The sequence below is a fragment of the Paenibacillus sp. B2(2019) genome, from assembly GCF_008370385.1.
Lineage (GTDB): Bacteria > Bacillota > Bacilli > Paenibacillales > Paenibacillaceae > Paenibacillus_AQ.
Genome location: NZ_VTZR01000019.1, coordinates 214487 through 227520 on the forward strand (window position 1 = coordinate 214487; position 13034 = coordinate 227520).

The window sequence follows — 13034 nt, forward strand, 5'->3', positions numbered from 1 at the left end:
TTAGCCGCTGATCAAACGTAAAATATCATTATACGTAACAGCAATCATTAATAAAAATAACAGTGCAAATCCGACAAAGTGAACCATACCTTCACGACTCGGATCTACAGGTTTACCGCGTAATGCCTCCACACCTAGGAACGCCAGACGGCTTCCATCGAGTGCTGGAATCGGTAATAGGTTGAAAATCCCCAGATACAAGCTTAGGATAGCAGCCCAATAGGTAAGATACTGAATGCCTTGTTGGGCAATTTGACCGGTTACTTCAAAGGTACGAACCGGACCTCCAATATCATCCATATTGAATTTATTGATCAATTGCTTAAAGCCCAGAAAGATAGCTTCCGTCGTATCGACCATAGCTTTACCTGAACCTGTCAACGTCTCTCCAACCCCTGCTTTGCGGGTAGGAAGCTCAGGTGTAATCCCGATTTTACCGCCTTCTTGTCCCTCCATGCTACGAGGAACGAGAGTCACATTAAGGGTCTCATCACCACGTTGCAGCATCCATTTCATTTCTTTCCCTTTGGACTCCGAGGTTAAGTCAATCATTTTTTGGTAATCGGCACCAATCTTCTCACCGTTGATGGAGACAATAATGTCACCCTTCTGCAATCCCGCCTCTTGTGCAGGCATTCCTTCAGAGACATCACCGATCTTTACATAAGTAGGATTCTCCACCGGAATCCCAACCATTTGCAAATGGATGGCAAACAGAACAAAGGCTAATAGGAAGTTCATCACCGGACCCGCAACAATAGCCAATGCACGCTGACCCACGGTTTTACTACCGAATTGACGATCTTTAGGCGCAATTTGAGTCTGTTGCGTCCCTTTAATCATCATCGCTTGAGGATGAACATCATAAGTAGTAACTTCGCCATCCACATCCAAGCGGATTTGCAGATCATTTTCAAGATCAGTATGCAAAGCCTCACCACGGATAACATTTTTACGTGTATCCAGTGCGTCCAGATAAATATTTTTCACTTTGTTATCCTGACCGAGTCTTACTGCAATGGTCTGTCCTGAGCCAATTTCAATAATTTCTGGATCTTCACCAGCCATCCGAGCATAACCGCCAAAAGGCAGTAAACGCAAAGTGAACTGTGTCTCATTCCGTTTATAAGAAAACAGTTTCGGACCGAAACCGATAGCAAATTCCCTCACGAGAATACCGGCGCGTTTGGCAAAATAATAGTGACCCCATTCATGTACAGTCACCAGGACAAAAAACATGAGCACCGTTAATAAAACGACTTGAACCATTTCCAAACGTATCATCCCCCTTTAGGTGTAAGACCGAAGTATGTCCTCTTAATTTATCATTATTCTCCGATCAGGCACAAGAGAATCAACTGTCCCAACCTATTTTTAGGGCAAAGTAAGTATTTCCAGTCAAGCATTAACGCCATCGGCGTCCCTTAAGGAGACGGTACGCGTTTACGCGAGAAATATAAGGATAATGTATAGTGAAACTTATACTTTCTTATATTTTTAAAAAGAGAACTTTCTACCTTCTACAGCGTTGCTGCCAGCTCACGAACACGCTTATCACAGGATTCAATTTGTTCCAAATTCGGATTGTCCTCGTTAATATGACGATGCAGCACTTCCCCGATGATCTCCTCAATGCGCAGGAATGGGATCTCATGACTCAAGAAACGAGCAACAGCAATTTCATTCGCGGCATTAAAAGCAGTAGTAGCTGTCCCTCCAGCTTTTCCACAATCCATGGCTAGCTTAAGCGCAGGGAATCGTTCATAGTCCATTTCTCGGAAAGTCAAACGTCCAACTTCAGCTAACGACAAACGCTGTGCCGGCGATTCCCAGCGTTCGGGATACGTGAGCGCATATTGAATCGGGACACGCATATCGGGATTACCAAGCTGAGCAATAATGCTGCTATCGCGGAACTCCACATATGAGTGAATGATACTCTCTGGATGCAAAAGTACATTTACTTGTTCATAAGGTAGACCAAATAGCCAATGCGCTTCAATCACCTCAAGCCCTTTATTCACCATTGTAGCAGAATCAATCGTGATTTTCGCGCCCATGCTCCAATTCGGATGACGAAGTGCATCTTCTACTGTTACATTCTTGAGTTGATCACGAGTGAAATCCCGGAAGGATCCACCAGAAGCCGTTAAAGTGATGCAAGCAATATCCGCGAGATTCTCACCATTTAAGCACTGAAAAATAGCAGAATGCTCGCTATCAATAGGTAACAACTTAACACCCTTACGGTTAGCTAGATCAGTGACGAGGTGTCCTGCCGTTACCAAAGTCTCTTTATTAGCTAGTCCAATATGTTTGCCTGCTTCGATCGCAGCTAACGTGGATTGGAGGCCTACACTACCCATAACAGCCGTTACGACCATTTCGGCATCTCCACCAGCTGCCACCTCAACAAGACCTTCATTCCCGCTGTATAGCTGTATGCCAGAAGGCAGACTGGATCTAATCTCATCTGCCAACTCCTTTGTTGCAACAGAAACACGACGAGGATTAAACCGACGAACTTGTTCCAGTAATAACGCTGTATTCGTTCCAGCTGCCAAGCCATCTACTTGAAAAGAGTCTGGGTGCATAGCGATGACATCTAGAGTCTGAGTGCCGATCGAACCTGTGGAACCAAGAACACTTATTTTTTTCATAGTTATACCCTCTCCTTCCGTTAATAGTAAGGCATGAGCGTTAGGATATGTACGAATGGAAATACGATAATCCAGCTGTCACATCGATCAAGAATACCACCGTGACCTGGCAGAAGTGTGCCTGAATCTTTGATACCATACGCACGTTTATAGGCAGATTGCACAAGATCACCAAGCTGACCCAAGACCGCACAAGAAAGCCCTATAAGTAGCGCTCGTCCTATCGCTAGATGTTCAGGAGCAAATATTGCAAATACGATCGCGATTAGCATCGAGATCAGTACCCCACCTACTGCACCTTCCACCGTTTTGTTGGGACTGATGGCAGGCCAAAGTTTGTTCTTCCCCATGCTTCTTCCAACAAAGTAAGCCCCGGCATCACTACCCCAAATGCAGAAAAGGAGTAAAAAAGTCCAGAACAAACCATGTCCGTCATCCGATGCACGAGCCATGGCCATATAAGAAAAACCCATTCCAATGTATACTATACCAGTAAACAGCAAGGCTGTTACTCGAATATCTAATTTGTTTTTAGTAAAAACTGTAACTAAAAGGAACAACAGCAGCAGAATCCAAATTCCTTGTTCCCACGATAAGGGTGCAGAGATCCCAAGCAAATTCCAAGGGATCATAAAACTTAGAATGGCTGCATAACCAAGAACGGTAGAACCGGAAAGCGCAGGTATCCCTATCATTTTCACAAATTCATAAAACCCGATAAAAGCCATGGCAGTAAGTAACAACTGGTATGGCCAGTTTCCCAACACGCATAAGCCTAAAAATAGTGCTCCGGCAACAATTCCGGTAATCAATCGCTGCTTCAAAGGTTTCCATCTCCTATCAAGCTACTTCAGTCCACCATAACGGCGTGTACGGCGTTGATATTCAGCAACTGCCTGATGCAAATGCTCCTTATCAAATTCAGGCCAATACACATCAGTAAACCACAGCTCACTATAAGCAAGCTGCCATAGCATGAAATTGCTAAGTCGCATTTCTCCGCTTGTACGTATAAGCAAATCCGGATCTGGTAACCCACCAGATAACATTCGGCTATCGATTAGATCAGTCGTAATATCTTCCGGTGACAAAGCCCCTGATTGGATGTCCTTACCAATGCTGCGCATGCAGTCCTCAATTTCTTTACGTCCCCCATAATTAAGAGCAAAATTCAATATAAGTCCAGTATTGCCCTGTGTTCGGGAAACCGCTTCTTCCATAGCCTTGCGTGTATATGAAGGTAATGCATCAGTATCCCCCATCATACGTACTTGGACATTCTTCTCAATCAGTTCATCAAGCTCAATGGCTAGAAACTCCACTGGCAAGCGCATCAGATAATCGACTTCTTCCTTTGGTCGTTTCCAATTTTCTGTCGAGAACGCATACATCGTCAAAAACTCAACACCCAGTTCGTCTGCAGCGATTGTAGCACGTTTAACAGCCTTCATGCCATTCTGATGACCCACAACGCGCGGCAACCCGCGACGCTTAGCCCAACGCCCATTGCCGTCCATAATAACAGCCACGTGCCGGGGAATGTTATCCGGTGAAATCTCGACTGGCTGTTGCCTGTCTTTACGGCTCAGCCACGCTTGAACCCGTTTGATCATTTCCGTTTCCTCCAAGCTCTTATCAGAAAGAGACAAACCCCACCATTAACGGAGGGGCCTTAAGTCTCTAGAATATCTTTATACTTCCATAATCTCTTTTTCTTTGGATACAAGCACTTTGTCGACCTCGGCTATGAACTTATCCGTTGTCTTTTGAATGTCTTCCTGATGGCCACGGGACTCATCTTCCGAGATACCGTTTTTCTCCATCTTCTTAATATCATCGTTGGCATCACGGCGAATGTTGCGGATCGCTACTTTCGCTTCTTCACCAAATTTCTTCGTCAATTTCACCAAATCCGTCCGACGTTCTTCAGTCAGCGGAGGGATAGAAAGACGAATGATTGTGCCGTCATTAGCAGGCGTCAAACCGATATCCGATTTCATAATCGCCCGTTCAATGTCAGACATCGATGTTTTGTCCCACGGCTGGATTAACAGTGTCCGGGAATCCGGAGTACTGATGTTCGCCAGCTGATTGATTGGAGTTGGGGAACCATAATATTCAACTTGAATGCGATCTAGCAGTGATGTTGTTGCACGTCCTGCACGCAATGTTGCCAAGTCACGTTTCAGCGATGAAATCGCTTTTTCCATACGCTCTTCGGCATTTTTTTTGACCGATTGTGGCATTAATCTACACTCCCTTTAACAATCGTTCCGATCTTCTCACCGAGAACGACACGTTTGATATTGCCTTGTTCAGTAATGGCAAATACAATGAGCGGTATATTATTATCCATGCATAGAGATGAAGCTGTGGAATCCATAACACCAAGGTTTTTGTTCAGAACATCCATGTAAGTGAGCTGTTCAAATTTCTCGGCTGTGCTGTCTTTAAACGGATCTGCTGAATATACACCATCAACCTTGTTCTTCGCCATCAGAATAACTTCTGCTTCGATTTCTGCTGCTCTAAGTGCTGCAGTAGTATCTGTAGAGAAGAAAGGGTTACCTGTGCCTGCTGCAAAAATAACAACACGGCCCTTCTCCAAGTGGCGAATCGCACGACGACGAATGTATGGTTCAGCAATTTGCTGCATCGAGATCGAAGTCTGCACTCTTGTTGGCACATCGATTTGTTCTAATGCATCCTGCAGAGCAAGTGAATTCATTACTGTTGCCAGCATGCCCATATAATCTGCAGTAGCGCGATCTATGCCACTTGCACTACCAGCGATCCCGCGCCAAATGTTACCTCCACCACAAACAATCGCAACCTGAACGCCAAGCTCTACAACTTCCTTGATCTGTTCAGCGATGGAAATAATCATGTCGGCATCAATACCATATCCGTTTTGTCCTGCCAAAGACTCTCCACTTACCTTAAGGACTACTCTCTTAAATACCGGCTGTTCCAAATGTATACCCTCACTTTCTGCAAAAGACGGAACACTACGTGTACGTGTTCCGCTCTTCTGATGCTTGCCTTTATTCAATTCTTCACATTTATGATGAAGCTGATATTAATTATTTACTTGTGCCATAACTTCTTCAACAAAGTTATCCACTTTCTTTTCCAAACCTTCGCCTAGTTCAAAACGAGCAAAACGACGGATCGAGATGTTTTCTCCGATTGTGCTGATTTTTTCGTTCAGCAATTGGGAGATCGTTTTGTCTGGGTCTTTAACGAAGGTTTGCTCAAGCAAGCAATATTCTTCGTAATATTTACCAATACGTCCTTCAACCATTTTTTCAATGATTTTCTCAGGCTTACCTTCATTCAAAGCTTGAGCTTTCAGGATTTCTTTTTCTTTTTCTACATCTTCTTGTGGAACTTCTTCACGACGAACATAACGTGGGTTTGCTGCAGCGATTTGCATAGCGATATCGCGAGCAAAATCTTTGAAGGAATCTGTTTTACCTACAAAGTCAGTTTCGCAGTTGATTTCTACAAGTACACCAATACGGCCGCCAGCGTGGATGTAAGATTCTACAACGCCTTCAGTAGCAATACGTCCTGCTTTGTTTGCTGCTGCGGACAAACCTTTTTCACGAAGCAATTCAGCCGCTTTAGTGATATCGTTATTAGCTTCTTCAAGCGCTTTTTTACAATCAAGCATACCAGCGCCTGTTCTTTCACGAAGTTCTTTTACTGCTTTTGCATCAACTGCCATTGTTTATTCCCTCCAGGTAATTGTCGTTTTCTTACATTATTCAAGGCTTTTATCCTAAAAAAAGGGCAGTGAGAGGTTATCCACCTGCCAACCACCCTTTTCATTTAAGTTCTTGTATGTGTTAGTCGCTACTTAAGCAGTAGTTGTGTCTTCGCCTTGGTGAGCTTCAACAACAGCGTCTGCCATTTTACCAGTCAACAATTTCACGGCGCGGATAGCGTCGTCGTTACCTGGAATTACGTAGTCGATTTCGTCTGGATCACAGTTAGTATCAACGATAGCTACGATTGGAATACCCAATTTGCGAGCTTCTGCAACTGCAATACGCTCTTTACGCGGGTCAATAATGAACAACGCGCTTGGTAGACCTTTCATGTTCTTGATACCGCCCAAGAATTTTTCAAGACGATCTTTCTCTTTGCGAAGAAGGATAACTTCTTTCTTAGGTAGAACTTCGAAAGTGCCGTCCTCTTCCCAAGATTCCAATTTCTTCAAACGATCAATACGTTTTTGGATAGTTTGGAAGTTAGTAAGAGTTCCGCCCAACCAACGTTGGTTAATGAAGAACATACCGGAACGTTCTGCTTCTTCTTTTACGGAATCTTGTGCTTGTTTCTTTGTTCCTACGAATAGGATTGTGCCGTTGTCACCAGCGACGCTTTTTACAAAGTTGTAAGCTTCTTCTACCTTCTTGACTGTTTTTTGCAAGTCAATAATGTAAATTCCGTTTCTTTCAGTGAAGATATAACGATCCATCTTTGGGTTCCAACGACGAGTCTGGTGACCGAAGTGTACCCCAGCTTCTAGAAGCTGTTTCATGGAGATTACTGCCATCTTCACACACCTCCTAAGTTTGGTTTATTGTGTGTCTCCTCCGCCGTGCGTCATCTTTCAGCAAGACTTTCTTCAGAAGAAAGCACCCCTTGTCGAAATCAACCGGCGTGTGTTTTAACACCGTCAATTACTATACCATATTTTATTAGTGTATGCAACGATCATTGAAAACTTATTAATTTTTCTAGTATAGAATCTAGACTCTCGTCTTTATTAAAGGTGTAAGAACCCGATTGAATCTTCGTATTGATCTGACGTTGATTGGCGGCTTTAAGAAAACTAGCCTTGTCCTTAATGACTTCAGCCTTCTCCAAAATATCTGCTGTTTTTGTCAGTGTGCTACCTGAAGGTATACGAACAACAACCCCTGCATTCGCAGTGGCTTTAGGCTTATCAGGCGCAACAGCAGATGGTGCAGTAGTGACCTCTGGCTTCTCAATAGTGCCTTCTTTAGGCGTTGAGGGCTCTTTAGGAGGGACAACCTTATTAGGGTTATCAGATACTGTAGGAGATACTACAGGAGCGGGAGAAGCCGCTACTGTAGGCTTAGAAGGTTCCACGTTACTTCCCTCATTAACGCCGTCTGTCTTCTGACCTTGAACAGCGTCCTCCAAAGCAGACTCATCAGAAGGTGGTTCAGTAGATTCGTCGATAACCTTCAAGTTCAATTTCTCAGCACCTTGTATTACCTGTTCCTTGGTGAGTGGAGCCGCTCCACCGGATATCATTAACTGAAGTAATAGTGCGCCTGCAATTAGCCCTGTGCCAAGACCGAACAAAAAAGAACGGTTCTTCATCATACCGATTCCTCCTGTTTGGCGAGTTGCAGAATCAGTTGCACTTCTCCCCGCTGAAGTCCAGCCGTCTTGGCAATGGAGTCTATCGATTTCCCCTGCTCATGTAGTTCAAATAATCGTGGATACCGCAATTTAATAGAACTAATGGGTTTCGCTTTCACTTCTGGTTGTATTGAACTCAATTCAGCTCCGGCAGACGGGTCTCCGATCGCCGCAACCTTAGCATACGAACCCTTCTCAACTGAAACTTCCAACTCTCTTAACCGCTTTTCTTCATTAGTTACTCGGCCCTCTAGTAATAAAGAGCTTTGCTGTAATTCTGTCAATTGATGCTGCAAATCACTAATCTGCCCATGCATTGCTACATGATTAGTTTGTGATTGCTGTTTAATACTGCTGACCAACTGTGCTAGCTCTTCATTCTCGCGCTCTATGTCAGCCATATATAGCTCAAGCGCTGCCTCCGTTTCTTTGAGGCTTTGCTGCTCTGCTTTTCCTTCCTTCATACGCGCCGGAAGTAAAAGGGCATAAAGAATAGCGGCGACACCTACTAGCACAATATACACCCATGGTTGCAAGTGCCTTATCTCCTTTAACATATCAAATATAATTACTTATTAAAGACTCAGATCAATGCGCTGTCCTTTGTAAGGATGTTCCGCATCACGAGTACCTGACTTCGAACGTTTCTCCGAGGAAGGATTCCCTCCGGAATTATGATTGCCTTTATCTCCGCCATCGCGTAAAGCAGACTCAGAAGATTCATCCACTTCAGCGCTTCGCATGGTCATTTCCTGACTTTGTTTCACATTTTGTCCGGCCAGTTGATGCTGATCAATAGCGGGGCGCTGCTGAGATTCATTCTGAACCTTACCCGCTTCCGTAGTCCGAGGTAGTGCAATTTGCAGTTCCACTGGTTTTAGGCTCATCATAACCCTCTTCTCATAAGAAGAAACGATGTTGTCGTCTTTATGAAGACGATAACCGTTTCTCGTAAAAATATAAGGATAATGTATAACGTGAAACTTATACTTTCTTATATTTCAAGAATGGCCGGCCGCTATTGCTGCCCGCCCGATTAATTGTATGGCGTTAAGGATATATCACCTTCACTATAAACAAACACAACTCGTTCTGTGGGGTCCTTTACAAATCGTGTATATCTACCGATCATAATTTTGGATCCGCCATAGATCGTTTTGATCACTTCAACTCTAGCTCTGCCTGTATCTTCTAGCATTCTTTCAATCTCTAGTACACGTTCTTTAATTCTTTTTTCCTCACGTTGATGAGACTGTTTAGTAGCATTCAATTTAACGCGAAGTGCCACTTTATCTGCAGGGAGTTGACCATTAGTTGCCAATTGATTTAATAGATACAACGCTTTAGAGGTTTTGTCCTCATTTTCAAGTAATTGACGCAGTGATTGACGCAGCTCGTTAATCTCATTTCTGAGCTCAGGTACTACACCTACCTCAATAGAAGTCGCTGTGGACATGGTATTGCCTATGGTACGTGCTACGACTCTTTCCCCAGACTGTACAGTTCCGCCAACTATCAATCCCTTAGCTCCGTTACAAAGAACGTCTCTGCCCGCACGTATATTGGAATGCATAATGCTCTGGGATACAATGACATCTTCACCAGCTGTTACATTACCATCTTGAATGAAAGAGACCTTAACATTTTTCCCAGCAGTTACATGTCCTTTGTTATAGCCGATAATTCCACCTGTAATTTCGATGGATCCCCCAGAGATTAATTCCGCTCCTTCAACTCCACCAACCACACGAATATCACCGGCGGACTTTACAGAAAATCCTGAAAGTACGTTTCCTCGAATAACAACGGTACCTACAAAATCAATGTTCCCAGTACTGTAGTCCACATCACCATTCACTTCATAGACAGGAAATACATTGATTTTACCGCTATCGGTTAAAGTAACAAGACCGTCAATTGCGGCATACATCGAGGTTCCATTGTTATCAACGAGTACGTTCTTGCCCACTTTAAAATGAGCTTCCCTTCCAGCTCTGAAAGCAAGCTCATCACCAGTTACAGTCTTACCATGCTTACCAGGCTGAGCAGGGATAATTCTAGCTATCAGCTTTCCTTTGAGGACGTTACGAAGCCGAACTAAATCCTTATAATCCACCTTACCATCCGCTTTTTCAAGCGGCTTGCGATCCTCTTCCAGATCAACAGTAAGCATAATACTTCCGTCGACTCCATTTACTGCAGGTTCGCCTGTAGCAATAGCGACTTTACTCCAAAAAAACTCCTCCGGATGACTACAAATACGTCCAACAATATCACGCTGGACCCCGTAGCGAATATTGTGACTGTGCAGGAAGCTTTCCAATTCTGTAGGAGAGCAGGAAAAATTCTCATCCTTTTTGGAGAACTGCAAATACGCGATCCCTTTGTCATCCGAAAAAGTAATACTTAAGTACTGATCCAAAGCATTTTGACCGATCAATTTTGCTCCCCCTTGTCACCACTAACGGTTAATCGTTCTGCATAAGTAGATCGCGATTCTTCTCAAGCGTTCCCCTCAGCCGCAAAATAGCCTTGGAATGAAGCTGCGAAATCCGTGAAGGAGATAGTGACATGACCTCTGCGATTTCGCTCAATGATAAATCTTCATAATATAAAAGGGACACAACGGTCCGTTCTTTCACCGTTAATTTTTCAATACCTTTGGTGAGGGCTTCGCGTAAGTAGAACTCATTTACCTTGCTATCCGGATTCTTAGCTTTATCGTCCACCAGTATGGACATTCGGGTCTCTGATTCCTCTTCACGAATCGGGTCTTCCAGTGAACATAGTGACATTACAGCCACATCCTGCAACATATTTTGAAATTCAGTTACACTAATATTCAGGTATAGACTCATTTCCTCATCACTAACGGATCTCAAATACTTCTGTTCCAACTGCTGATAAGCGTCCTCGATTTTTTTAGCTTTTTCTCGCACAGATCTAGGGACCCAATCACTTTGACGTAAGGAATCTAAAATCGCACCACGTACGCGCCAGGAAGCATAGGTCTGAAACTGCAATCCCCGTTTGTAGTCGAATTTTTCAATCGCATCAATTAATCCCATTACTCCATTGCTGGCTAAATCATCTTTAGATACATTTTTGGGCAATCCCACAGCCAAACGGCTGGATACATAATCAACAATATGGAGATAACTCTCTATCAGCTTCTTTTTGGCTTCAGGGTCACTGTGTTCTTTCCACTGCTCCCATAGCTCGTCAGTTTCCAATTGAGAAGCTTTACGCTCGTTCAATAGCTTTCACCCTTCCCAAAGTTTAGTCAGAGAGCTTGTCGCGGCGAAACCTGCCTAGTCACAAGCATAAACGCCTTCGGCATCCTTATGAGGACGGTAGCGTTTAAGCGAGAAATATAAGGATAATGTATAACGTGAAACTTATACTTTCTTATATTTAAGATAACCGATTCCGCCACAGCGCTCGCTTATTCTTCTTTCAGGTGACGAACGGCCTTGGCCAATTCTTCAGGATCTTTCATAGAGACTAGTTTTGGGGGTGTGAGCGGCTTGAACCCCTCACTGTTCCCACTCCCTTGTCCTGGCTTCGGTTTGAGTAGATTAATTAACTCTTCATCCTCATTAGGGGTACTGATGTCTAGCTTTGCACCAAGTTCTTCTCCCTCAACATCCTGTTCATCCGGAGGTGATGATTGATACACGATAAAACCCAATACCCATCTTAGGAGGAAAGCAAGCAGAAACCAGATGATAAATCCTAATAGGCTTCGTAATAAACTAGTACCGAGAACATTATTACTGTAGGTTACAAAAAAAGTGAATACAAAACCTATCAAACCAAACAGCAAGTTTATAAAAATGTTTCCTATCATCTTCATATTTATATTTCCTTAGCGCCTTTTTGCACACTGCGGATGAACAATACACCAGTGTTGCAGGCAATTTCTATCGTACGGCCATAATTACCGCCCGTGTCTTCCGCAATTAGCGGAATTTTCAAATGCTCAAGAGCAAGTTTACAAGATTCAACATTACGAGGCCCGATCCTCATGGTGTCGCTCCCCCCGGCAAAGGCAAACATTTGTGATCCTCCTGCCATCTTGGCTACGATCCGACTCCGAACCGCACCAAGCTCCAGCAAACGGGATAAGAGCTCCGGCACTGCAGTATCTGCAAACTTAGCGATGTTTAATTGCCCTTCCCTAGCAATCTCAGAAGTAGGGAGCATCACATGCGCCATTCCCGCGAGTTTTTTTCCAGGGTCAAACAATGTCAATCCCACGCAGGAGCCAAGACCCGTTGTACGAATCAAACTATCCTGGCTTCCAATGTTAAGATCTGCCATCCCTACTTTAATGATGCTTTGTTCTTCAATCATTTTCAAACGGAACTCCTAGCGATTTGAAGATTTTCGGGAATGATTCCGGATCGGGAATAAGGAAAAATTGCCCTTCAATTTCGTTTTTCCCCTCAAAAAAGGTAGTATCGATCAACAATGCATCGTCACCCATTTGCCCAAATTGCAGCAAACCGTAGCTTAGGATGGCTCCAGCCATATCCATAGCAAGTGCAGGAACTGTTGGATACATAGAAAGTGAGGTAAAGTCTGCAAGAGAAGATAGGTACGATCCTGCTAATATATTTCCAATTTCACTCAGCGCGGAAAGTTCCATTTCTCCAAGTTCTTGGTCACTCAAAATCTCGATGCCTGCAATGCGACTGAGTAAGTTCAAAGCGGCTTCCGGGGAAAGTATGAAAAACAGGTTGCCCGGAGCTTCTCCCTCCACACGTAAGAAAACTGCATATACTAGTTCTTCAGCTCCACCAACTTTGTCCGTAATCTCTTCAAAGTTGAGAAGCTGTACCTTGGGAACAGCCATATCAATCGGCTTATTCAAGAGCTGTGATAATGCGGTGGCTGCATTCCCAGCTCCAATATTCCCGACTTCCTTAAGCACATCCATTTTAAAATCCTTATAGTGCTTAAATAATT

At 43.8% G+C, this 13034-nt stretch carries 16 protein-coding genes; all 16 read right to left on the minus strand.

Annotation, left to right across the window (positions count from 1 at the left end):
• Entirely contained in the window at nucleotides 1-1275 is a 1275-nt protein-coding gene (gene rseP, locus PAENI_RS17245; RefSeq protein ID WP_042189420.1) for an RIP metalloprotease RseP, read from the minus strand.
• A gap of 245 nt (nucleotides 1276-1520) precedes the next feature.
• Nucleotides 1521-2660, minus strand: a complete 1140-nt coding sequence (locus PAENI_RS17250; protein WP_042189421.1) for a 1-deoxy-D-xylulose-5-phosphate reductoisomerase — start codon at nucleotides 2658-2660, stop codon at nucleotides 1521-1523.
• A gap of 20 nt (nucleotides 2661-2680) precedes the next feature.
• Nucleotides 2681-3484, minus strand: coding sequence for a phosphatidate cytidylyltransferase (locus PAENI_RS17255; protein ID WP_042189422.1), 804 nt, complete (start codon nucleotides 3482-3484; stop codon nucleotides 2681-2683).
• A 21-nt stretch (nucleotides 3485-3505) separates the two neighbouring features.
• Nucleotides 3506-4273: an undecaprenyl pyrophosphate synthase gene (gene uppS, locus PAENI_RS17260; protein WP_042189423.1), complete on the minus strand. Its 768-nt coding sequence runs from the start codon at nucleotides 4271-4273 to the stop codon at nucleotides 3506-3508.
• Between the two features lie 78 nt (nucleotides 4274-4351).
• The gene (gene frr / locus PAENI_RS17265) at nucleotides 4352-4906 is read right to left on the minus strand and encodes a ribosome recycling factor (RefSeq protein WP_042189424.1); all 555 of its coding nucleotides are present in this window, start codon (nucleotides 4904-4906) and stop codon (nucleotides 4352-4354) included.
• Nucleotides 4906-5634, minus strand: a complete 729-nt coding sequence (pyrH, locus tag PAENI_RS17270) for a UMP kinase (RefSeq protein WP_036688491.1) — start codon at nucleotides 5632-5634, stop codon at nucleotides 4906-4908. The genes frr and pyrH overlap by 1 nt, the downstream gene beginning before the upstream one ends.
• A gap of 105 nt (nucleotides 5635-5739) precedes the next feature.
• Complete coding sequence (gene tsf / locus PAENI_RS17275; protein WP_042189425.1) at nucleotides 5740-6390, minus strand: translation elongation factor Ts; 651 nt, start codon at nucleotides 6388-6390, stop codon at nucleotides 5740-5742.
• A gap of 132 nt (nucleotides 6391-6522) precedes the next feature.
• Nucleotides 6523-7224: a 30S ribosomal protein S2 gene (gene rpsB, locus PAENI_RS17280; RefSeq protein ID WP_036688493.1), complete on the minus strand. Its 702-nt coding sequence runs from the start codon at nucleotides 7222-7224 to the stop codon at nucleotides 6523-6525.
• Between the two features lie 161 nt (nucleotides 7225-7385).
• On the minus strand, nucleotides 7386-8024 hold the full coding sequence (locus PAENI_RS17285; protein WP_149646132.1) for an endolytic transglycosylase MltG: 639 nt from the start codon (nucleotides 8022-8024) through the stop codon (nucleotides 7386-7388).
• Nucleotides 8021-8599, minus strand: coding sequence for a hypothetical protein (locus tag PAENI_RS17290; RefSeq protein WP_149646133.1), 579 nt, complete (start codon nucleotides 8597-8599; stop codon nucleotides 8021-8023). Before PAENI_RS17290 ends, PAENI_RS17285 begins: the two co-directional genes overlap by 4 nt.
• Before the next feature lie 39 nt (nucleotides 8600-8638).
• Nucleotides 8639-8950, minus strand: coding sequence for a hypothetical protein (locus PAENI_RS17295; protein WP_149646181.1), 312 nt, complete (start codon nucleotides 8948-8950; stop codon nucleotides 8639-8641).
• A 149-nt stretch (nucleotides 8951-9099) separates the two neighbouring features.
• The gene (locus PAENI_RS17300; RefSeq protein ID WP_076299235.1) at nucleotides 9100-10503 is read right to left on the minus strand and encodes a flagellar assembly protein A; all 1404 of its coding nucleotides are present in this window, start codon (nucleotides 10501-10503) and stop codon (nucleotides 9100-9102) included.
• 28 nt (nucleotides 10504-10531) lie between these two features.
• On the minus strand, nucleotides 10532-11320 hold the full coding sequence (locus PAENI_RS17305) for a FliA/WhiG family RNA polymerase sigma factor (RefSeq protein WP_042189430.1): 789 nt from the start codon (nucleotides 11318-11320) through the stop codon (nucleotides 10532-10534).
• A gap of 188 nt (nucleotides 11321-11508) precedes the next feature.
• Nucleotides 11509-11919, minus strand: coding sequence for a hypothetical protein (locus tag PAENI_RS17310; RefSeq protein ID WP_052404338.1), 411 nt, complete (start codon nucleotides 11917-11919; stop codon nucleotides 11509-11511).
• A gap of 2 nt (nucleotides 11920-11921) precedes the next feature.
• Entirely contained in the window at nucleotides 11922-12419 is a 498-nt protein-coding gene (locus PAENI_RS17315; protein ID WP_076285426.1) for a chemotaxis protein CheD, read from the minus strand.
• Nucleotides 12412-13005: a chemotaxis protein CheC gene (locus PAENI_RS17320; protein ID WP_371915738.1), complete on the minus strand. Its 594-nt coding sequence runs from the start codon at nucleotides 13003-13005 to the stop codon at nucleotides 12412-12414. The genes PAENI_RS17315 and PAENI_RS17320 overlap by 8 nt, the downstream gene beginning before the upstream one ends.
• Nucleotides 13006-13034: the final 29 nt, after the last annotated feature.